Source organism: Blastocatellia bacterium (genome assembly GCA_016713405.1).
Classification (GTDB): Bacteria; Acidobacteriota; Blastocatellia; order Chloracidobacteriales; family JADJPF01; genus JADJPF01.
The window spans coordinates 69,995-91,574 of record JADJPF010000027.1 but is presented as its reverse complement, the minus strand read 5'-3'; the positions used below and the strand labels follow the sequence as shown (position 1 = coordinate 91,574).

At 36.0% G+C, this 21,580-nt stretch carries 18 protein-coding genes; 12 read left to right on the top strand and 6 right to left on the bottom strand.

What is annotated here, in order from left to right; all coding sequences use genetic code 11:
• The first annotated feature begins 2 nt into the window (after positions 1–2).
• The 4 genes from sctU (at position 3) to IPK14_26080 (ending at position 2,846) form a co-directional block, all read left to right on the top strand.
• Positions 3–1,088, top strand: a complete 1,086-nt coding sequence (sctU, locus tag IPK14_26095) for a type III secretion system export apparatus subunit SctU (GenBank protein ID MBK7996715.1) — start codon at positions 3–5, stop codon at positions 1,086–1,088.
• A gap of 30 nt (positions 1,089–1,118) precedes the next feature.
• Positions 1,119–1,628 (top strand): hypothetical protein, encoded by a 510-nt coding sequence (locus IPK14_26090; protein ID MBK7996714.1) that lies wholly within the window; start codon positions 1,119–1,121, stop codon positions 1,626–1,628.
• A gap of 16 nt (positions 1,629–1,644) precedes the next feature.
• Positions 1,645–2,100 (top strand): hypothetical protein, encoded by a 456-nt coding sequence (locus IPK14_26085; GenBank protein ID MBK7996713.1) that lies wholly within the window; start codon positions 1,645–1,647, stop codon positions 2,098–2,100.
• A 173-nt stretch (positions 2,101–2,273) separates the two neighbouring features.
• Positions 2,274–2,846 carry a hypothetical protein gene (locus IPK14_26080; protein MBK7996712.1) on the top strand — a complete coding sequence of 191 codons (573 nt, stop codon included), beginning with the start codon at positions 2,274–2,276 and terminating at the stop codon, positions 2,844–2,846.
• A gap of 109 nt (positions 2,847–2,955) precedes the next feature.
• On the opposite strand, the gene IPK14_26075 is transcribed toward IPK14_26080, so the two are convergent.
• Entirely contained in the window at positions 2,956–4,284 is a 1,329-nt protein-coding gene (locus IPK14_26075) for a methyltransferase (protein ID MBK7996711.1), read from the bottom strand.
• Between the two features lie 189 nt (positions 4,285–4,473).
• Between IPK14_26075 and IPK14_26070 the strand changes: the two genes are divergently transcribed.
• Entirely contained in the window at positions 4,474–4,869 is a 396-nt protein-coding gene (locus IPK14_26070; GenBank protein ID MBK7996710.1) for a hypothetical protein, read from the top strand.
• A gap of 272 nt (positions 4,870–5,141) precedes the next feature.
• Entirely contained in the window at positions 5,142–7,871 is a 2,730-nt protein-coding gene (locus IPK14_26065; GenBank protein ID MBK7996709.1) for a patatin-like phospholipase family protein, read from the top strand.
• A gap of 49 nt (positions 7,872–7,920) precedes the next feature.
• Here IPK14_26065 and IPK14_26060 read toward each other — a convergent pair whose 3' ends face one another.
• The 3 genes from IPK14_26060 to IPK14_26050 form a co-directional block, all read right to left on the bottom strand.
• Positions 7,921–8,649 carry a TIGR00266 family protein gene (locus tag IPK14_26060; protein MBK7996708.1) on the bottom strand — a complete coding sequence of 243 codons (729 nt, stop codon included), beginning with the start codon at positions 8,647–8,649 and terminating at the stop codon, positions 7,921–7,923.
• Positions 8,650–8,661: 12 nt separating this feature from the next.
• The gene (gene mazG, locus IPK14_26055) at positions 8,662–9,480 is read right to left on the bottom strand and encodes a nucleoside triphosphate pyrophosphohydrolase (GenBank protein ID MBK7996707.1); all 819 of its coding nucleotides are present in this window, start codon (positions 9,478–9,480) and stop codon (positions 8,662–8,664) included.
• A gap of 86 nt (positions 9,481–9,566) precedes the next feature.
• Positions 9,567–10,184 carry a DUF4870 domain-containing protein gene (locus tag IPK14_26050; protein ID MBK7996706.1) on the bottom strand — a complete coding sequence of 206 codons (618 nt, stop codon included), beginning with the start codon at positions 10,182–10,184 and terminating at the stop codon, positions 9,567–9,569.
• A 305-nt stretch (positions 10,185–10,489) separates the two neighbouring features.
• On the opposite strand from IPK14_26050, the gene IPK14_26045 reads away from it, so the two are divergent.
• Both IPK14_26045 and IPK14_26040 read left to right on the top strand, forming a co-directional pair.
• Positions 10,490–10,828: an AhpC/TSA family protein gene (locus IPK14_26045; GenBank protein ID MBK7996705.1), complete on the top strand. Its 339-nt coding sequence runs from the start codon at positions 10,490–10,492 to the stop codon at positions 10,826–10,828.
• 46 nt (positions 10,829–10,874) lie between these two features.
• Positions 10,875–11,831 (top strand): formylglycine-generating enzyme family protein, encoded by a 957-nt coding sequence (locus IPK14_26040; protein ID MBK7996704.1) that lies wholly within the window; start codon positions 10,875–10,877, stop codon positions 11,829–11,831.
• A 65-nt stretch (positions 11,832–11,896) separates the two neighbouring features.
• On the opposite strand, the gene IPK14_26035 is transcribed toward IPK14_26040, so the two are convergent.
• Complete coding sequence (locus IPK14_26035; GenBank protein MBK7996703.1) at positions 11,897–13,759, bottom strand: phosphoenolpyruvate carboxykinase (GTP); 1,863 nt, start codon at positions 13,757–13,759, stop codon at positions 11,897–11,899.
• Positions 13,760–13,949: 190 nt separating this feature from the next.
• Between IPK14_26035 and IPK14_26030 the strand changes: the two genes are divergently transcribed.
• The 4 genes from IPK14_26030 (at position 13,950) to IPK14_26015 (ending at position 20,265) form a co-directional block, all read left to right on the top strand.
• Positions 13,950–14,375: a hypothetical protein gene (locus IPK14_26030; GenBank protein MBK7996702.1), complete on the top strand. Its 426-nt coding sequence runs from the start codon at positions 13,950–13,952 to the stop codon at positions 14,373–14,375.
• Positions 14,376–14,438: 63 nt separating this feature from the next.
• A complete protein-coding gene (locus tag IPK14_26025) occupies positions 14,439–15,743 on the top strand; it encodes a TolC family protein (GenBank protein ID MBK7996701.1) in 1,305 nt (434 codons plus the stop codon).
• Complete coding sequence (locus IPK14_26020) at positions 15,740–17,179, top strand: efflux RND transporter periplasmic adaptor subunit (protein ID MBK7996700.1); 1,440 nt, start codon at positions 15,740–15,742, stop codon at positions 17,177–17,179. The genes IPK14_26025 and IPK14_26020 overlap by 4 nt, the downstream gene beginning before the upstream one ends.
• Entirely contained in the window at positions 17,179–20,265 is a 3,087-nt protein-coding gene (locus IPK14_26015) for an efflux RND transporter permease subunit (GenBank protein MBK7996699.1), read from the top strand. The genes IPK14_26020 and IPK14_26015 overlap by 1 nt, the downstream gene beginning before the upstream one ends.
• Positions 20,266–20,267: 2 nt before the next feature.
• Here IPK14_26015 and IPK14_26010 read toward each other — a convergent pair whose 3' ends face one another.
• Positions 20,268–21,542, bottom strand: coding sequence for a hypothetical protein (locus IPK14_26010; GenBank protein MBK7996698.1), 1,275 nt, complete (start codon positions 21,540–21,542; stop codon positions 20,268–20,270).
• Positions 21,543–21,580 lie beyond the last annotated feature (38 nt).

Below are 21,580 nucleotides of genomic sequence, written 5' to 3'. Positions count from 1 at the left end.
TAATGGCAGAAGGACAAGGCGGAGAAAAGACAGAGAAACCCACGCCTAAGCGTATAAAAGATGCTCGCAGAAAAGGCAATGTATCTAAAAGTAAAGACTTATCTAGCGCGATTCTCTTTCTTATTACAGTAATGTTACTAGCAGCACTTAATAGTTTTAATGCTGATGTGCTTGTACATTATATGCAAGATTCTCTTAAACTAGCCTTTTCCATAAAACAAATAGATTTATCTCAAGCTACTGATGCTTTAGCAGCCGGTGGTATAGCAATGTTTAAGGTACTTGCACCTATATTAGCCGTCAATTTTGTTATGGCTATGTCAGTAGAATTTATGCAAGTAGGCGCACTGTTTACTACTGAAACCTTAAAACCTAAATTTGATAAATTAAACCCTGTCAATGGTTTTAAGGGAATGTTTTTTCAGAAAAAAACTTATATTGAGTTACTAAAAACCATCTTTAAGCTTGTGATTTTAACCGCGATGTTCTATGTTATTTTCAAAAATAACTTACCAGAATTAATTGTTTCTGGTCGTCGCTCACTTTGGTATTCTGCTAGCCTAACAGGTAGCATTCTTTTTGATATTGCAGTAAAAATTGGTGGCCTCTTTTTAGTCATTGGTGTTGTAGATTTTGGTCTGCAAAAACATTTGTGGATGAAAGATCTAATGATGTCTAAATATGAGGTAAAACAAGAATATAAGCAGGATGAAGGCGACCCGCATAATAAAGCGGCTCGTAAACGCCTGCACCGCGAATTGTTACAACACAACGCGGTTCAAGATGTAAAAAAGGCGGACGTAGTCATCGTGAATCCAACACACATTGCCGTTGCAGTCAGATACAATAAAGAAGAAAGCCCTGCCCCGCAAATTATTGCTAAGGGCGAAATGTTGATGGCAGAAAAAATCTTAGAAATTGCTCGTGAAAATAATATTCCTATAATGCGTAATATACCTTTAGCCCATGCACTTAATAAATTAGAAGAAGGTGAAGAAATACCTGAAGAACTATATGAAGCTGTTGCAGAAGTGCTAAATTGGGTCTATCGCATGTCAAAACAAAATAATTCTAATAATAATCGATAATTTTATAACTGTTTAAGAAAGGTGCTAGTTATGGCTAATGATATTAAAAGTAGATTAAATAATACTGGTTTAGGTGGAAATTTAGACCGAGTACTCGATCAACGTATAGAAAAAGACCTTGATACTCAAGTAGTCCTCTATAATGATGTCCAACAAGCAGAACTGCGCGGACGTACTACGGTTGAAGGTATATCTGTAGATTATAGTCCTGAAGCTTTAAGCTTTAAGGAGGCTATGAGGCTAGATCAAGCACCTCCAACACATGCTGAGCTTGAACCTCCTTCTATTCAATTTGTCCTTTATGCTTTTGGCGACCCAACTCAACGCAAAATGTCCTTTGAAAAAATTGCTAAAGGCCAAAAAGGAAAAACCAACCAGCTTATACAAAAAATTAATCAAAAAGCTCCTGGCACAGGCACACTACAACAAAAATTAATTAGCCAGCTTGAAAAAGAAGCTAGAATGCTTAATTTAGTTGAACACTTGCTACAAATTCAAGATAGAATCCTAGCTCGTATGGGTTCACAAACCAAAGGATAAGGGACTATTCACTCCAATGAATGATGTTATCCTACAAGCCTGGATGGATGGCCGTTTAACACTAGCACGTGTTAAAGAATGGCAGCCTGATGAATATCAACTCTTGCTTATGCTAGGGTTTACTTTGCATGAGCAAGGCCGTTCAGAAGAAGCAGCTATCATTTTTGAGGGTCTTGTCACTATTGACCCACGCAATGCTTATTGTCATAGTGCATTGGGTGCGGCCTATATGCGCCTAGAGCAGGACGAAAAGGCCCTAACTCACTTAAATATGGCCCTACAATTAGATGCTAAGGACATTTCGGCCTATATTAACCGAGCAGAACTTTTTATGAAACAAAAAGGCTTTCAACAGGCCCAAGCTGACCTAGAAATGGCTATAAAAATTGGTACGACCCTAGGCATGAGAAACCAGGCCATTAGACGCGCACAAGGGCTATTAAATACCGCTAAAAGGTTGCAGGGCTTTTAGTTAGCCCAGGAAAAAAGGTAAAAATTTTCTCCAAAAACTTAAAATTTCTAAGCAACTTTTTTAAGCTCATCTCGATAATTAAGGTGTAAGTCAAATGTAATATCCTTACAAATCACGCAATTATTAAATCATTAAATTTTATAAAATCTAAAATTCTAAGGGAGATTAAAAAAATGGCAATCAGTGGAATTAACAATAATTTTGCTTCAACTCTAAATTCAGCTTCATCATTAGTAAACAATGCAGTTAAATTAGCTGCTGACTTAAAAGGCGGCAATGTCGCTGGTGCGATTAAAGATATCGGCACTATGTTCAAAGAAGTAGGCAACCTAGTTGGTAGCCAACCTGGTAATGTCTCCAAATCCAACCCAATGCCTGATATGTCCAAATTATTTGGTACAGATTTCAATTCCCAACAAGAAAATGAAAAGAAAGCTGCTGCTAAAGCTGCTGGTGGTGCTAGTGGCGGCCCAATGTTTTTGGGTGCTTTATTAGCAATGGTTGGCGGTATCTTAGTAAAATCTATCGAATCCACAATGAAGCAATTACAAGATGCAGCAAAGCAACTTGATGGTGCTAGCCAAAGTGGTGGCCCAACCGCAGCATTAAACCAAAAGATTCAAGAATTAACTTTCAATTTACAACAAATTCAACAAACCTTAAACCGCGTGAACGAAACAGTGACCAACCTTTCCCGTTCACAATCAGACGCTCAAAAGACCACTGCTCAAAACTTATCAGTATAGTCTTAAGCATCTACAAAAGGTTTTCAAAAAGCCCAAACCAATTGGTTGGGCTTTTTCCTTTTTATAAACAACAATTTAGCAAAAAATACTATTTATAAACTTAATAACCTTATATTGATTTGGCACCTAAAACTAGTTCTAACCTATTAGCCAATGAATTAGTAGTCTTTTCTTTTAAGGAAATCTCATTATTTTTCATTGCTAAAAATATTTCTTTTTCTTGATCATTTATTGGCAAAGAACTACTACTACGTTTTAATAAGACCTGTTTTGCTAGATCAATACTAATTTTTTGTCGCAAAGAAGGCGACATATTTAAGTTATATTTATTTGAAATATCTATGGTTTCTATCTCTGCACCATTAGTTTTGTTTTCGATCTCTAAAATAATTCCATAGTAATGATCTACTTTAAATTTTTGGTAATTTTCCTTTAGTTCCTTGATAACTTCTTCATTAGAAATATTTTCACCTCGATCACGCCAAGCACTTACTACCATTTTTACACCACTATTAATAAAAGCATCATCAATTAGACCTTTAGAATAAACAAACAATTTTGCTTGGTAGCCTCGTTTATTTAGTAGCTTATTTTTTAGCAAATTAACTAGTAAGGGCTGTTGCTCATTACCAAGTCCATTAGCAATAATAGTAGCAATTTTAGGTTGATATCTAAATAACCCATCAATTAATGGTTGGAGAAATCTAAGTCCATCTTCACCAGAAGAAATAGAAACCAGATCGTATTTTTCTGGTAGAGCAAGAAAAGGAACATTAGAAAAGATCGCATCAAAATTGCGTCCTTTTACAGGCTGATACATATCACCACAAAAAAACTCTACCCGATCATCAACTTGGTTAAGAACAGCATTTGTTTTTGCTACTTCAACTGCTTCACTTAAAATATCAACTCCAACAACTTTTTTAGCACGACGAGCAGCCAAAATAGCCAACAGTCCACAACCTGATCCCATATCTAAAAAGCTATTAAAGTCTTGCTCAAAGAGCTTTGTTGCTAAAAAGTAAGATTGCCGCCCAATATAAGCACCAATAGATCTAGCAGTTCCACTAGTAGCAATTAAATAACTTCCTAAAAATGGTACTATTGCATAAGCGTCTGTGCGTAATTTATCGTCTTCTTCCAACAATAAGCCTAGATTCACTAAATCTTTTATTAGCTCTTTAGAAAACAAGTTATTAACAATTTCTTGATAACTAATAGTTTGATTTAATGAAAATAGTCGCAAAACCAGTTCATAAGGCTTTTTTAGTCGATTTAGCCGATTATCAATGCTATGTCCATAATGGATAAAACCAGGATCTCGAAAATACCAAAGTGGTAATTTCATTTCCTGAACTAAAAGATCATAATTACACTCCAATAATATGTTGCGTAAGGCTAAAATTATATTCTTAAATTTATCATCATAAATAATCATGGTTTTTCCTAACCGGCTTATAATAAAGATTTTAGTTAAATAAAGATTTGATGGAATGGTTTATTAAAATAAAAATTATTTATTCTTGCAACACAATTATTTGCTGTTGCAACCTAATAAATAAAGTAGTTTAATTTGTTAGCTAAAATTTAGATCTCCATCAAAAATCAAAGAGAGGAACATTTCTTTATGTTAATAGGACTAAAATTTATAGCAAAATATTCTTTGCTATTCTTACTTTGCTTAGTAGTTGCCCCATTAGTTAATGCAGATGAAACAGTCCAAAGAGTGAAATTTGAAAGGGGTCGCACAACTGCTGTTATTAAAAGTTCTGTTGTTCGCAGCAATGATATTAGGTATTTACTTGGTGCTAAAAGAGGTCAATATATGACTGTTCATATTAGTGGTAGTGATTCTGTAGCATTTCAAGTTTATTCTGCTAGCGGCGAAGATGTCACACACAACGATAGTGGTTTTACTAAAGATTGGGAAGGCCCTTTACCAGAAAGCGGAGATACTCAAATTTTAGTTTTTACCGACCAATATAAAGCACAAGGCTTTACTTTAGAAGTCGGTATTCGCTAATTCATTTAAGCTAATTTAATAGAGTATTTAATAAGGGTAAGAAAATAATTCTTACCCTTACGATTTTTAAATTTCTTTATTTATATAGCTGTCAACTTACTGATTATTCAATAAGTTATATAATAAGCTGGAAAAATGACTGACTGCTCAGTCAACTTATAACAACATTGGTCTAACCAATTCCGATAATTGATGCAACACATTTCTTTAATTTTTCTTTTAATTTTTCAATTTTAATTTCTACAGTGTAAGTTTCTAAGGAGCAAGCTTTTATGGCTATTCGCAATATTGACAATAATCTTAATACAAATCTTAATACCGAAGTTCAAAACCAAACTAAATTAACTGCTGATGTACCAAAAAGCACAGAAACCCCTGTTAGCAATTTAACTAATAATATTTCTTCTGAAGCACATAATGAACGCTTGCAAACACAATTTACCCAATCCCGAACTAGTTTTGATAGTGCAATGGTTCAAGACCAAATACAAGACAGTTTTTCACTCTTTCCATTGCCTCTTCCCCGTATTCCTAGCCCAGCAGGAATGATAGATTTCCCTAAAACTATTATGGTGCTTGGAAAAGCATTACTTGAAGGAGTAAAAAACTTTGGTCTTAGTGGTATTAAATTTAGTGTTTGTGTAGCTGAAGCTTTAGGAAATGGGGCAAAAGCCCTTTTTGATGCTAGCCAAGGAATGACTGATTTAGTCCAAGCTGGCTTAGGCAACTTAAAATCTGGTATTAATAATTTTTCCTATGATAATAGCCGCACCCTTACACAAATTAATGATAAAGCCTCTAGTCTAATGGCTTCTAGCAATCCAGCCGCCCGCCAAGTTGGAGAAGCGACTAAAACTTTTACTACTCAAACCAACCAAGCAATTAGTACTCTAAAAAATGTCTTAAATGAATATACAACTACAGCAGATTCAGCTAAAGGGCGTATTAGCAAAGGAATAGAAACCTTAACATCTGGCTTAATTGGTATGGTGACAAACTCAAGCGAAGGTTTAGCTAAATTACAAGGCGGACAACGCCAAATTATGCAAGCTTTAGCTGATATTGGCGGAGCTAATGAAAGTCTATCTAAACTAGTTGCCGAAAGTCTGCAAACAATTGAATCTGCAAGCAATAATTTTAATTCTGTCTTAGAAAATAACCATAATCAATTATCAGGCGCAGATTTACTAGCAGCTAATTCTATTTCACGTAGCATTAATAGTACAATTAATGGCCGTGTTAATCGTTTAGCAGACACAGCCGAATATTCAACTAGAAATATGGTATCAGGAACAAACGAGCTAAGTTCTGCTTTAACTGGTTATATTGATGGAACTTGGGGCAAAATTGCTGAAGCGGCACAATCACTTTCTAGTAGTATTACTGGAGTCAATGCAACTACTCAACAATTTACACGTGACACTAAAACTTTTCGTGATGTAGTTGCAGCAGCTAAATCAGGCGACAACCGAGCCATAACAATGCTACAAAATCGCTGGGGATATACCCTAGATACATTACCGAAAGCAGGAACACAATTTATTGATCCTAATTTCTTAAAAGGTGATTTGGTTAATGGACAGGTTACAGCAAGCAAATTCCCTACAGGTCAAGCTAGTAGCACTGCACCAAATCTTAATGAACAGCTTTTTGGGAATGGAAAAACCATTACATTAACTAAAGCTGATGGTAGCAGGGTTGAAGTTAGCAATATGGAAGACTATCAAAAAATTGTGGCAGAAAATCGCGCTACTAATTTAGGCCGTGTTGGTGATGATGGTAAACCGCAACAAGTACACGTCGCGCTTGAAGGTGGCGGTGGTCAAGGTAAACGTTTTATCCCAGCAATTGCAGAAATGTACAACAATGGTGTTATCCCTTCTAGCGTTAGTGGAACATCCGTTGGAGCAATTGCAGCAGGTGTTTTAGCCGCAGGTGCTGATCCTAAACAAGTAGAAGAAATTGTTAGAGATGAAAGAATTTCCCAATTTTTAGACCTTGGAATTGGTGGACGTGGTGGAATATTCAAAGGCGAAGAAGCTTATAAGTTTTTTGATGAAACCTTACGTAAGTTAACCGGTATAACAGATCGTCCAGTAACGTTTGCTGACTTAAAAATCCCTCTACATATTGTTGCAGCAAAATACTCTGATAGTAATCCTCCAGCAGGACAAGATATGTCTAAATGGGAAAATCGCACCTTTGTTTTTGGCCCAGAAACAACTCCAAACACTCCAGTTGCGCTAGCAATGCGGGCATCTATGGCAATTCCTGGAGTTTTTGACCCTGTAGAAATGGTTGACCCAACAACAGGCAGAACCATTCAATTAACCGATGGCGGAACATTAAATAACTTGCCTTTAGGCTATAACAAAGATGGACTTCCAACCGTAGCACTTAACTTGCAAGAGCCAAATGTTAACCATCCAAAATATATTGGAAATAATTTACCAACCATTCCAGCACCAAAAGGTAATTTATTTGCTTCCAATACTTTACTTAATACTCTTTATGGTGGTCTGTTTGTAGCTCAAAGCGGTGGTTTAGGTAAAGATTATCAAGAACGCACTAACCCACCTGCAAATAATTTTATTTTAAGTGTGCCTATTTGGGATTTACAAAATCCTAAATTTGCTGATGATGCTTTAGACTTTAAGTATGATCCAACCGTAGATGGACAAATAGACTTACAAACTCGTTCAGTTACTCAAAATTTCTTTAAGCAATTCTTAAGTGATCTGTCAACACCTGGCGCAAAAGGCACTAATATTAAGCCTTTACCAGAAAATACTAGTTTTTCTCGTCAAGTTGAGCTAAATGGTCAGACTTGGACAGCTAATTATGATGGTAAGAGCAGTAGCGTAAAATTCACTAATGAAGATGGACGTGAGCGTTCTGTTTTTGTAGGTAAACGTAAGTTAGAAAATTGGGTAATTGATGATGCTGCCTTTGGTGACTTAAGTGGTAGACTTAGATTAACCCTTCAAGGTAATTTAGCTTAGTAGGAAAAGCTTAGAGATTAAAAAATTTTAATCTCTAAGCCTTTATTTATTAATCAACTAAAGAAGTTAATGTAGACAGCCCACCCCCCCCACCACTAGAACCTCCAGGAGAGACAAATCCCCTGATCCAAGTACCAAAAGCTTGTGGGTTACGAGTTTGAATTAAAACCCTCCCGGGCCCTTGAAAACGACAGACCAACATTTCGCCAGACTTAAAGGAGGAAAACCAACCTGACGAGGCTTTTTCAATTCTATATTGAGTAGTCTCTGGCCAGGCGACAAGATGAGAGTTATCAATGATAAACTCCTGACCTGCTGGGATATCTATTGGGTGAATAGCACCAAAAGAACTAACAAAAAGTAGTCCTCTACCACTAGCTCTTACTACAAAAAACCCTTCTCCAGAAAATAGCCCTTTAGTTAAGTTTTGCATTTGAGTAGAAATTTCTATTCCACTTGTTCCAACAAAAAAGCCATCCTTTTGTAAAGTATAAGAATATGTGCCATTTAGCTCTATTGGACAAATTTCTCCAGGTGTTGCAGGAGCAAGTAAAACTTCCCCTGGCCCGCGATTAGCTGTTAAGGTTTGAAAGAAAAACTTTTCACCTGCAAGCATTCTCCCTAAACCTTTTAGTATTCCTCCTTCAGCTTGTCCACTAACATCTATTGTAGGACTCATTGCAACCATCGCGCCTGATTCAGCTTTTATAGATTCTCCATAATCTAAATAAACTTTTAGTAATGATGAAGAACCTGGATATAACATTTCATATCTCATAAGTTTACCTCCTTATTTTTTAACTACTTCTTTTTCTAACTTTTTAGCTTCTTGCCAAAACTCTTCCATTTCCTCTAAATTACTATCACTAGGTGTTTTACCTTTACTTTCTAGTGATTTCTCAATATATCCAAAACGGCGGCGAAACTTTCTATTAGCTCCTTTTAAGGCACTTTCCGGATCAACATTAAGTAAACGTGCTATATTGACCACCATAAAAAGCAAATCTCCTATTTCTTCAGCAATTGCTTTCTCATTATTTGCATTGCTATTTTGCTTATCTATTTCTACTTGTAGTTCCATAACTTCTTCAGAAAGCTTATCAAAACAACTCTTTACATTAGGCCAATCAAAGCGAACACGTGCAGCACGTGTTGTTAGCTGAAAAGCTTCTAGTAGCCCTGGCATAGCATTTGACACACTATCTAGCATAGAAGTTTTTTGTTCACCTGCGGCTTGTTTTTCTGCTGCTTTTATAGCTTCCCAATTACGTAAAACCTCTGCTGAATCGCTTGCCTTTTCATCTCCAAAAACATGAGGATGCCGACGAATCATTTTATTATGAACTTGTTCAATTATATCACTTAGGTTAAATCTATTAGTCTCATTAGCAATATCAGCATGAAATACTATTTGCAGCAGTAAATCGCCAAGTTCAGAGCTTAACTGCTGATCATTTTCTTCCTCAATAGCTTCAATTACTTCATAGGCTTCTTCTATTAACATTGGTTTTAAGCTGTTATGTGTTTGCTCACGATCCCAGGGACATCCGCCAGGACTGCGTAATTTATGAATTACTGCTACTAAATCTTCAAAAGTTGGACGGCTCAAATGTAAACTCCTTAAAATAAAATAACCTGCAAGTAAGAAAAAGATGTTTTCTTAGCAGGTTATTTTAAGATAAAACCAAGTTTTAACTAACCTTTTTGGCAAAACTGACGAGCATATTTGCCTACTATTGGCATTTCCCAAGTTTCATTATTGTAAGCTTTATACATTCCCATAATGTGCAAAATTAATACTGTTAAACTAAAAATACCAATAAACCCAAATATTAAGAAAAATCCAAGCCCTGCAATTGCTCCTCCTGCTCTACCCATCATTGCCATAATTGGTATAAGCAAAACTGACCCTATTCCTACTACAATGCCAAGTATTGTTCCTCCAACAGTAAGAAGTAAAGATTGTGTAGCATGGAAACGAACAAAATAATTAGATTTAGGTTCTGTCACAACAAAGGCAATAGAAGAAATTAGATTTATAGCCATAAAAGGTAGATAACATAAAAGGCCAGCAACATTGGCATCTAGCCCTAAAAGTTGTGTTTTATTGCTTAACTGTTGTTGAAAGGCATAACCTGGTTGATATTGTCCAGGTTGATAACCCCCTTGATATTGCTGTTGCTGTTGATAATCTTGTTGATAAGGAGATTGATATTGTCCAGGTTGGTAATTTCCTTGATAGGGTTGTTGTTGGTTTGGTTGTTGGTTTGGTTGTTGTGGTTGTTGATAGGGTTGGTATGGATTATCTGACATTTTTTTCTCCCTTAAGGATAGATTGCTCTTGCATTATAGCTTGAAAAAGATTTTTATGGGAATGTTTATCTGTAGTTGTTTTATCTTTATTTATGTGTCACACTTAGTGCAAAACCATTAGCCCCGATTTAGGAAAATCCATGTTACAACTTAGTGTTAATGTTTTACAGAAAAGTATTTCTGGAATAAATCTTTCTGGAAAAAACTTAAAGGAAGAGTTGCGTAGTAACGCAAATTTGTTAGTTTTTCTGAGGCACTTTGGTTGACCTTTTTGCCGAGAAACTGTTAAAGATCTACGTAAGCTTGTGGCAAATCAAGCTGATTATCCTGCTGTACTCTTTTTTTGTCAGGCAACTGAACTAGAAGCAAAAGAGTTCTTTAATAGTTTTTGGCCGGAGGCTAGGGTAGTCTCAGATAAAGAACATTTCTTTTATCAAGCTTTTGGCTTAAAACAAGCCTCATTAAATCAAATGATAAAACCTGCTGTGTGGTTACGTAATATACAAACCACACTAAAAGGAAATTTCGTTGGCAAGTTTGTAGGCGATGTTTGGATGATGCCAGGAATTTTTTTAGTAAAAATAAAAATGTTATTTGGCAACATGATTTCCAGCATGTTGGTGATCATCCAGATTTTGCTCTGATTCCACAGCAAGTTAAAAAGTCTAAGTAACAAAAAGGAAGTTAGCTATGAAAGCTTATTGGACTCTAGCCATTATTGTTGTTATTAGCCTTGCTGTTTGTTTGCCTATTCCTAAAACTAGTAAAATAACTAATATTTTTCTTACTGCTGCTAGCACCCCGCCGGGAGGTAGTTTAGAAACAAAAGCATTTGAATTTGAAACTGTTACACTTAATTCAGCAGCTAAAGAGGTACGCAGAGCTAAAAAACAAGCAATCTATTATGTAGAAGACCTAGGTGATGATATTAAGTTAGAAATGGTAGAAATTACAGGTGGAATGTTTTTAATGGGTTCTGATGGCAAGGAACATGGCAGAAACAAAAACGAAGGGCCACAACATAAAGTAAAAGTACCAGATTTTTATATTGGGAAATATGAAATAACTCAAGCTCAATGGAATACTTTAATGGCAGCAAATCCTTCTCGCTACAAAGGGGATGATTTGCCTGTAGATAGCGTCACATGGAATGATGCAGTAACTTTTTGCCGCCGTTTATCAAAAATTACTGGTAGAGAATACCGCTTACCAACAGAAGCCGAATGGGAATATTCCTGTCGTGCTGGAACAACTACACCATTTGCTTTTGGAGAAACTATTTTATCAAGTATTGTTAATTATGATGGTACTCCTTACCCTATAAAATTAAATATTTTAGGCCCTTATCGAGGAAAAACATTGCCTGTAGGCAATTTTGCAGTAGCTAACAGTTTTGGACTCTACGATATGCATGGAAATGTCTGGGAATGGTGTCAGGATGTTTATCATGATAATTATCATAATGCTCCTAATAATGGGTTAGCTTGGGAAAATGGTAGTGATACAGAACGCAAAGTTGTCAGAGGCGGAAACTTTTTCTTAAGTGCTTATAATAGTAGGTCAGCTTATCGTGTAGGTTATAAGGCTGATGAAAACTTAGATTGTTTTGGCTTTCGTGTCGTTTGTATCCCCAACAAAAACAATTAGCGGAATTTTTGCAAGTAAATAAGGCTAGATAATCTAACCTTATTTACTTAAGTTTACACTTTTATTTATGCTCTTTCTGGAGCAAGTTCCCAAACTTCTGGAGAACGCCAAAGAGAAGAAAGCAGCATTTCTCTCATAAGCAGAAATTCTTTAGGTAGCCTATCATAAAGCTTTTCAAACAATTCTTCATGCGATAAGACTTCTTTTTTCCAAGCTTCACGTTCAACAGACATTAACTCATGATTAAAATCATCAGTTGTAAAGTTTAACCCATTCCAATCTAAATCTTCATAGCGAGGCATCCATCCCAATGGGCTTTCAGTTGCATAGGCTCTACCATGTACACGGTCAACAATCCATTTTAGTACACGCATATTGTCACCAAAACCTGGCCAAATAAATTTTCCATTTTTATCTTTTCTAAACCAGTTAACACAGAAAATGCGAGGCGGGTTAACAATTTCACGGCCCATCTTTAGCCAATGGTTAAAATAATCGCCCATATGATAGCCGCAGAAAGGCAACATTGCCATAGGGTCACGTCTTACTTGACCAATTTCACCAGCAGCAGCAGCAGTTGTTTCAGAACCAATTGTTGCAGCTAAATAAACTCCAAAATTCCAATTTACTGCTTGATAAACTAAAGGAACAACACTAGCGCGACGACCTCCAAATATAAAAGCACTGATTGGAACACCTTTGGGGTTTTCCCAATTTGGATCAATAGAAGGACATTGATAAGCAGGTGCAGTAAACCGGGCATTTGGATGGGCAGCCTTACGACCACAATCAGGAGTCCATGCCTTACCTTGCCAATCAGTTAATTGTGCTGGTGCAGTGTCGGTCATTCCTTCCCACCAAACATCCCCATCTGGAGTTAAAGCAACGTTGGTAAAAATTGTATTTTCTTTAATTGAATCCATTGCATTAGGATTTGAACTATAAGAAGTTCCTGGAGCAACTCCAAAGTAACCTGCTTCTGGATTAATTGCGTATAATTTGCCATCTGCACCAGGTTTAATCCAAGCAATATCATCTCCAATTGTAGTAACTTTCCACCCGTCAAATGCTTTAGGTGGGATTAACATAGCAAAGTTTGTTTTACCACAAGCACTAGGGAAAGCTGCTCCTACATAGGTTTTTTCACCTTTAGGTGATTCAACACCTAAAATCAGCATATGTTCAGCTAACCATCCTTGATCACGTCCCATTGCTGAAGCAATTCGTAGAGCAAAACACTTTTTACCAAGTAGCGCGTTACCACCATACCCACTACCATAAGACCAAATAGAGCGTTCCTCTGGAAAATGAACGATATATTTTTGGTCTTTATTGCAGGGCCAAGCTACATCTTTTTGACCATTAATTAACGGCATACCCACAGAATGTAGACATGGAACAAATTCCCCATCCCCTAAAATTTCTAAAGCTTTTCGTCCCATACGGGTCATTATTCGCATATTGACAGCAACATAGGGTGAATCTGTAATTTCTACACCAATATGTGAAATTGGCGATCCTAGCGGCCCCATGCTAAATGGGACAATATACATTGTACGGCCTCTCATAGAACCATCAAATAAACCTACTAAAGTAGCTTTCATTTCTTTAGGATCTATCCAATTATTTGTTGGCCCTGCATCTTGTCTACGAATGCTACAAATAAATGTCCTATCCTCTACACGGGCAACATCGCTTGGATCTGAAAGAGCTAAAAAGCTGTTGGGACGTTTTTCAGGATTGAGCCGCTGCAAAGTTCCGTTTTGCACCATCAGTTCACAAAGCTTGTTATATTCTTCTTCTGATCCATCACACCAATAAATGTCATCTGGCTTGCATAAATCAACTGTTTCACGTACCCAAGAAAGTAGCTTGGGATTTTTAACGTAATCTGGAACTTTAAGCGAAACGGAATGGGCGGTACTCATAGTAAAATTATCTCCTTTCACTGCAAAAACAAACAAAATTAAGATATTTAATAACTTATAACATTAATAATATGTTGTTATTTTATGGTCTGCATTCTTAATAGGTCAATCTGAATGAGTAGCCGAAGACTTTTGATAAGTGGCTAGCAAATTGCTTAGAAAATAAACTTTTGCTAATATCAATCAGCTTATGTCTAAACAAAAACACTTACTTAAAAAATTACTTAAAGAAAATGTCTTGTATAAGGCACTAGCTCTTTTTTTTGTAATATTTACTTTTTTAGATATTGTTTTATTTGGATATTGTTGTGAAGAACTTCCATTTGCAGATAATTGTATATCAGAAGTAAATGAAAATTCTTCTATAGAAATCTCACAAATTGTAAAAAATCAACTATTTATATCAACTGCTCTTGAACAAAAACACACAGAAGATAAACAAACGCCTTGTAACACTGATAAAGATTGTTGTTTTTGCTGCTGTGCGCATTGGGTTTTAACAAACAGACTTTATTTGGGTAAAACCGAAACTGTTTTACCCTTGCAAGCACCAAATAAAATTTATTTACCTGAGTCACCTCCACGCAAAACTTACCGTCCCCCACGAGCTATTTAACCTCTATTAATAATACTTAATCAACATTAACTTTAATTATTGTTTTATAACTTAAGGAGAATTATGGTAGCTCGTATTGTCCGCTTTTTGAGCTACTTTGCTGCCTGTTGGCTAGTAGTGCTAGCCTTTAGTGGAGCAAGTAGTTTTGCGCAATCTAAAGATAATCTAATTACCGCTAATGAGTTGATAGAAAAAGCGTTAGAAAGCAATTTAGAGCTTGTTGCTTTTAGGCTGGAAATAGAAAAAGCTCGTGCTAGGTTAAAACAAGCAGGTCTTAGACCTAATCCATCACTTGATTTTGAATATACAACTGGAAAACTTACTAACTCAATCAATGAGGAAAAAGCTTTTGTAGGCTTTTCACTTCCCTTAGAACTTGGTGCTAAACGTCAGAAAAGAATAGATTTAGCACAAATAGAAATTGCTATTGCTGAAAACACTGTTGTTGATAGAGAAAGACGGCTAGCTAATGAAATTTATGTTGTTTATAGCGAAGCACTTGCAGCAAAACGTGAACTTGAAATCATAGATAAACTTAATAACTTAGACTCTCAAACTGTAAAGGTTGTTGAAGTCAGGATAAAGGAAGGCGATTCTGCACCACTTGAGCTTAATTTATTAAAAGTTGAGCTAGAAAGGCTAAAGTCGCGCCGTCATTTGGCGGAAGGTAGGCTTCAAGCAGCAATGCTACGTCTTAAAAGTGTTGTAGGCATTGCTTTTGACCAACCCTTAGAGTTAAAAGAAAATTTTTTTAGTTCTCAAAATATTCAACCTAAATATTCCTTAAATGAGGCTCTAGCCTTAGCTTTACAAACCCGACCAGACTTAAAAACGGCTCAACTGCTTGAACAAGCAGCACAAACAGGGCTTCAATTAGCAAAATCCCAAGTTGTGCCAGATTTAGTTCTTTCTACAAGATACTCAAGGGAAAATTCTGGATTTGATGAAACTCCTGTTGGAATACTTAAAGATAAAGATGATTTATTAACTTTTGGTGTATCAATAACCCTACCAATATTTAACCGTAACCAAGGCAATCAAGTAGACGCTAAAATTTCCATTACCCAAGCCAAACAGCGAAGAGAATTTTTAGAACATCTTATTAAAGCAGAAGTTACTGCTGCTTATGCTCGTTACCAATCTTCACAACTTGCTGTTAACAGTTTTGAACAAGGTGTTATTGCCCAGTCAGCTAATAACTTACGTATCTTTAAGGAAGTTTATAATTTAGGTGAGCTAAAAGTTACAGATTTAATTTCAGAACAACGCCGCCTAGTTGATTCAGAGCGTGAATATACAGAACTACTTACAGAACGTTACAAGGCATTAGCTGAGTTAAATACTGCAATAGGAGGTAGATCTAAATGAGCCAAAAACAAGAAACAACACCAAATAAATTAACTATTCGTGGACTAATTACATTAATAGTAATTGTAGTAGTTACATTAGGTATTGTGCTAGCAATTTGGACATATAAAAAGCCTTCTATTTCAGCTAGCAACTCATCAGAAAACCATACTGAAGGCCATGCAGATGAACATGGAGATCATCATGATGAGCATGAAGAAAAGCTAACAGAATTAGAGCTAAATGCAGAAACTTTGACGGCTGCAAATATTGAAATAACAGAAGTTACTGAACAAGAAATGACTACATCTCTAAAAGTAACAGCAACTGTTGAAGCCAATGAAATGCAATTACAACAAGCTAGTGCTTTAGTTTCAGGACGTATTGAAAAGGTAAATGTAGTGTTAGGCGATTATGTAAAAGCTGGCTCAGTATTAGCTGTAATAGCTAGCCCACAAATTGCCCAAATACACGGCAAAATGCACGAAGCAGAAACTAAACTTGCTTTAGCACAACGAAATTTGCAAAGAATTGAAAAAGCTGAAAACCGTGTAGCCGTTTTAACAGCAAAAGCTAAATTAAATGAAGCTGAAAAATCATTAAAACGAGTTCAAAGATTAGTAGAACTACAAGCAAGCTCAGAAAAAGACTTAATTGCTGCTGAAACTACCCATCAAACAGCCAAGGCTGAGTATGAGTTCCAAAGCAATATAGCTCTTAATCGTGAAATAGCTGAAGCAAAAGCTGATATAGAAACGGCTGAAGTAGAACTATCACATATTCGTGATGAAATGAGGGCTTATGGCGTTCCAATATCAGACGAAGAGCATGTAGATCATAAAACTGACACATCTTTAATACCTTTACGCGCACCCATTTCAGGCACAATTGTTGAGCGAATAATCAACGCTGGTGCAGGAATAGAAACGGGCAAGCCGCTTTTTACTATTGCTGATTTAAGTAATGTTTGGGTAATTGCAAATGTTCCAGAATCACAACTTAGCCAAATAGAAATAGGTTCAAAGGCTGAAATTAAAGCTGCAATTTTGGGTGAAGAAAAACTTACTGGCAAAGTTACTTATATTGACCCAAGGTTAAATGAAGAAACTCGGACTGCAAAAGTTAGAATTGAACTTTCCAACCCTAAAAATAAGCTTAATCCTGGTATGTTTGTTGAAGCTAATTTCTTAATAGCAACTGCAAATGCCAGTAAAACTATTGCTATTTCATCAGAAGCTATTCAGCAAATAGAGCAACGAACAATAGTTTTTATCCCTAAAAATGATAATCCAGGACATTTTGAGATAAGAGAAATTGAATTAGGTAGCGAACTTAGCAATGGCTATCGACAAGTAACAAGCGGTTTAGAAAAAGGGGAAAAACTTGTTAGCCAAGGAAGTTTTGCTCTTAAAACTCAACTCTTAAAAAGCAAACTTGGGGAGGATCATCATCACTAATGATAGACAAAATAATTCAATTCTCTGTTTCTCAAAGATTACTGGTCTTTCTACTAGTTTTGCTGCTAATAGGAATGGGTGTTTATAGCCTTCAAAAACTACCTATAGATGCAGTTCCAGATGTGACTAATGTTCAAGTGCAAATTCTTACTTCTGCGCCGTCTTTAGCACCACTTGAAGTAGAGAGACAAATAACTTTTCCAATAGAAATAGCTGTTTCAGGTCTTCCAAATGTTGAAGAAGTTCGCTCAGTTTCAAAATTTGGTTTGTCGGCAATAACCGTTGTTTTTAAGGACTCTGTAGACATTTATTTTGCTCGTCAATTAATTCTTGAACGGCTAGCAGAGGCTAAAGAGCAAATCCCACAGTCAATTGGGCTGCCTGAACTAGGGCCAATTTCTACAGGTTTAGGAGAAATTTATCAATATGAGCTAAAAGGCGAAGGCTATGACCCTATTGCACTACGTACTATTCAGGATTGGATTGTCCGTAGACAATTAATTAGCGTTCCTGGGGTGGCTGAAGTTAATAGTTTTGGAGGGTTAGAAAAACAATATGAAGTTAGGCTAAACCCTGTAAAACTGCAAGCTTACAACTTAACTTTAAGGGATGTTTTAGAAGCTTTAACTAAAAATAATGAAAATGTTGGAGGTGCCTATATTGAACATGCTGCTGAACAATATTTACTTAGGGGAATAGGATTAATTGAGTCAATAGAAGATATTGAAAATATTGTAATTAAAACTGCCTCAGAAGGTGTTCCGGTTTATGTTCGTGATTTAGCAGATGTGTCCATTGGGTCAAATGTGCGTCAAGGTGCAGTTACAGCAGATGGAAAAGGTGAAATTGTTGCTGGAATTGTGATGATGCTTCAAGGTGAAAATTCTCGTTCGGTAGTTGACCGAGTAAAAGAACGTGTTGAACAGGTCAAAAAGTCGCTTCCAAAAGGTGTAGAGCTTGTGCCTTTTTATGACCGCACAGAACTTGTAAACCGAACTATTTCAACAATAACCATAAATTTAGTAGAAGGTGCAGCAATTGTAATAATAATTTTAATTTTGCTGCTAGGAAATTGGCGAGGTGCATTGCTTGTCGCAACCGTAATTCCACTGTCAATGCTAATAGCAGCAATTTTTATGGAAAGATTTAAGGTTTCTGGTAACTTAATGAGTTTAGGAGCTTTAGACTTTGGTTTAATAGTAGATGGTGCAGTAATTATGGTAGAAAATACCATTCGTCGAACGGCTGAACGTCAACATTTACTTGGTCGAAGTCTTACTAAAGAAGAGTTACAAGCTACAATTTGCAGTTCAGCTTCAGAAGTTCGTAAAGCAACGCTTTTTGGCGAATTAATCATAGCCATAGTTTACCTACCAATACTTAGTTTAGCTGGGATAGAAGGAAAAATGTTTAAGCCAATGGCAATGACAGTAATATTTGCTTTAGCTGGAGCAATGTTGCTTTCATTTACATTTATTCCTGCTGCATTGACAATTGTGCTACGTGGCAAAGTGTCTGAAAAAGAAAGCTTTATAATTCATTATGGTAAAAAGTTTTATAAAACTAGCTTAGAATTTGTAATGAATGCCCAACATCAAGCTTTAGCTATTTCTATATCTTTAATAGTAATTAGTTTAAGTATATTTCCGCTACTTGGCTCAGAATTTATTCCAAGACTTGATGAAGGAGCTTTGGCCGTCCAAGCACAAAAGCTTCCAAGTGTTTCAATAAGCCAAGCTGTTAGCACAACAACAGATATTGAAAAAGCTTTACAGCAGTTTCCAGAAGTTACCGCAGTAGTTTCTAAAACAGGTCGGCCAGAAATCGCCAACGATCCAATGGGAATTGAAACAAGTGATATTTATGTTGGGCTAAAACCTGCTAGTCAATGGACGACTACCAAAAACCGAGAAGAATTAATTGCAAAAATGTCTGAAGTTTTAGAAACAAAAGTTCCTACAGCAGCAATTAGCTTTTCTCAGCCCATAGAATTAAGAGTTTCTGAGCTTATTTCAGGTGTAAAGTCTGATGTTGCAATTAAGCTTTTTGGAGAAGATTTAGAAATACTTAATAAAAAAGGAGCAGAAATTGCTCAAATAATAAGTAAAGTTGCTGGTGCTACTGATGTAAAAGTAGAGCAAGTTACAGGACTTCCACAACTGCAAATAAAAGCAAATAGGGAAATTATTGCCCGTTATGGAATTAATGTTTCTGATATAAACATATTAGTAGAATCTCTAGTAGCTGGTAAACTTGCAGGTCAAGTTTTTGAAGGTGAACAAAAGTTTGACTTGGTTGTAAAAATGTCTCAAGAAAGTAGCAAGAGCTTAGAAACAATTAAAACTTTGCTTGTGCCTATGCCCAACGGGGCAAAAATCCCTTTATCACAATTAGCAAGTGTTGTTTTAGTAGAAAGCCCGCTACAAATATCCAGAGAAGATGCACACCGTAGAATTGTAGTTGAATTAAATGTTCGAGGCCGGGATATTGGAAGTTTTGTAAAAGAGGCTCAAACTTTGATGGATAAAGAACTTCAACTACCAGCAGGTTATTATTTAACTTGGGGAGGTCAGTTTGAAAATTTAGAACGGGCTACACAAAAATTACTTTTAGTTGTGCCTATAGCAATGTTACTAATTTTTGTAATGCTTTTTACAACATTTGGTTCAACTAGACAAGCATTACTGATTTATACAGGTATTCCATTTGCTGCTGTAGGTGGCATATTAGCCTTAGCCCTTAGAGATATGCCTTTTTCTATTTCGGCTGGGGTTGGATTTATTGCTCTTTTTGGGGTTGCTGTACTAAATGGGCTAGTGATGATGAGCGCAATAAATGCTCTAAAAAAAGAAGGTATACCTATAGAGCAAGCTATAAAACAAGGTGCTGAAAGTCGGTTTCGACCTGTTTTAATGACAGCTTTAGTTGCTAGCCTAGGTTTTATTCCTATGGCATTAGCTACATCTGCTGGTGCAGAAGTTCAACGTCCACTTGCAACTGTTGTAATTGGTGGACTTACCACATCAACTTTACTTACTCTATTTATTTTACCAACACTATGTAGTTGGTTTGGTTATGAAAAATAAATTTAGTATGGGTTAAAAGGATATGGATTAATCCAATTAAAACCGCGACTTTTAACTGTAAATTTATTCTCATCAATTCTAGTTAAAGTTACTTTAATTTGTTTACCCCTAAACGGGCCTTCTAATACTAGTTGGCCTGTTTCTAATTGTTGAAAAGAAAGTGTGATAATTTCTTTTGGAGTGTAGCTGTCTCCTAAAATAACTGTACTATTATCTGTGTTAGCAATATGAAGCAAAGGTAATTTTGTATCATCCATTAAGAAAATTGTACACTTATTAAATTTATCAAATATAATCCGCCTCCATCTAACATTATCTGTTGTTAATGGGGGCAAAATTTCTTTATTAGCAATAAATTCGTTTGTTTCCCAAATTCCATACAATGGAGGAGGAAGAGAAAGCTCTTCGGTTAGCCGTCTTTGATAAGCATAAAGTAAATTTTGGCTAAGTAGAAAAATCATAAAAACTGCTCGTGATATTCTTGCAACACTGTTAAACAATTCTTTGGTAAAAAGTGGCTTAAACTCAATGGCTTGAACACTGCGATTTAGGATAAATATATTTGCTAGGCGTTTTAAGTCTGGAAAAAGTAAGAAAATTGCCATCATCATAAAGTGGGAAGAAGAAATTTTTACAGGCACATCATAGCCAAAATTAAGCATAACAATATTGCTTAATACACCTATACAAACTAATGATCCTAATGTTGTTAGTGCAGGTGTAACTAGGAGTATTCCTCCAAGCATTTCAGCGGCACCAGTAAAAATATTGTAGGGTTCGGAATAACCCATAAATGCCCAAACTAGCCCCATAGGAGAGGCTTCTCCAAAAGGCTGTACAAGTCTATGAAGAGAAAGATCAGGAAATTGGCACTTAATAACCTTTATTGCACCATAAGCTATCATTCTTTCTGCTAGAAAAAAGCGGACATAAACCCTTAACCATTGGTCTAATCTTTCGTAATTACTGCGTTTGTAATCAATAACAGACCATATTAATGTAAGAAAGATGCTTAATACCAACATACAACCTAAGCGGATATAATCATGAATAGTATCTCCACTATAAGTAAAAATGGTATTAACATTTTCATATCCTAAAAAATTGCGTCCTACCCAAGGAGTTATCAGACTCCAAAAATAAATATATTGACCTGCAATTTGTCCAGTAAAAGGAATTGGGCCAAAAGGAAAAGGCAGACAATTGAAAACCAGGTACAAAAATATAAAGCGAAAACTTAGGCGTTTAATAAACGACCATTGAGCAGTATTTTCCATAAATTTTTATAGTAGATTTAGAAAAAGATTATAGATTA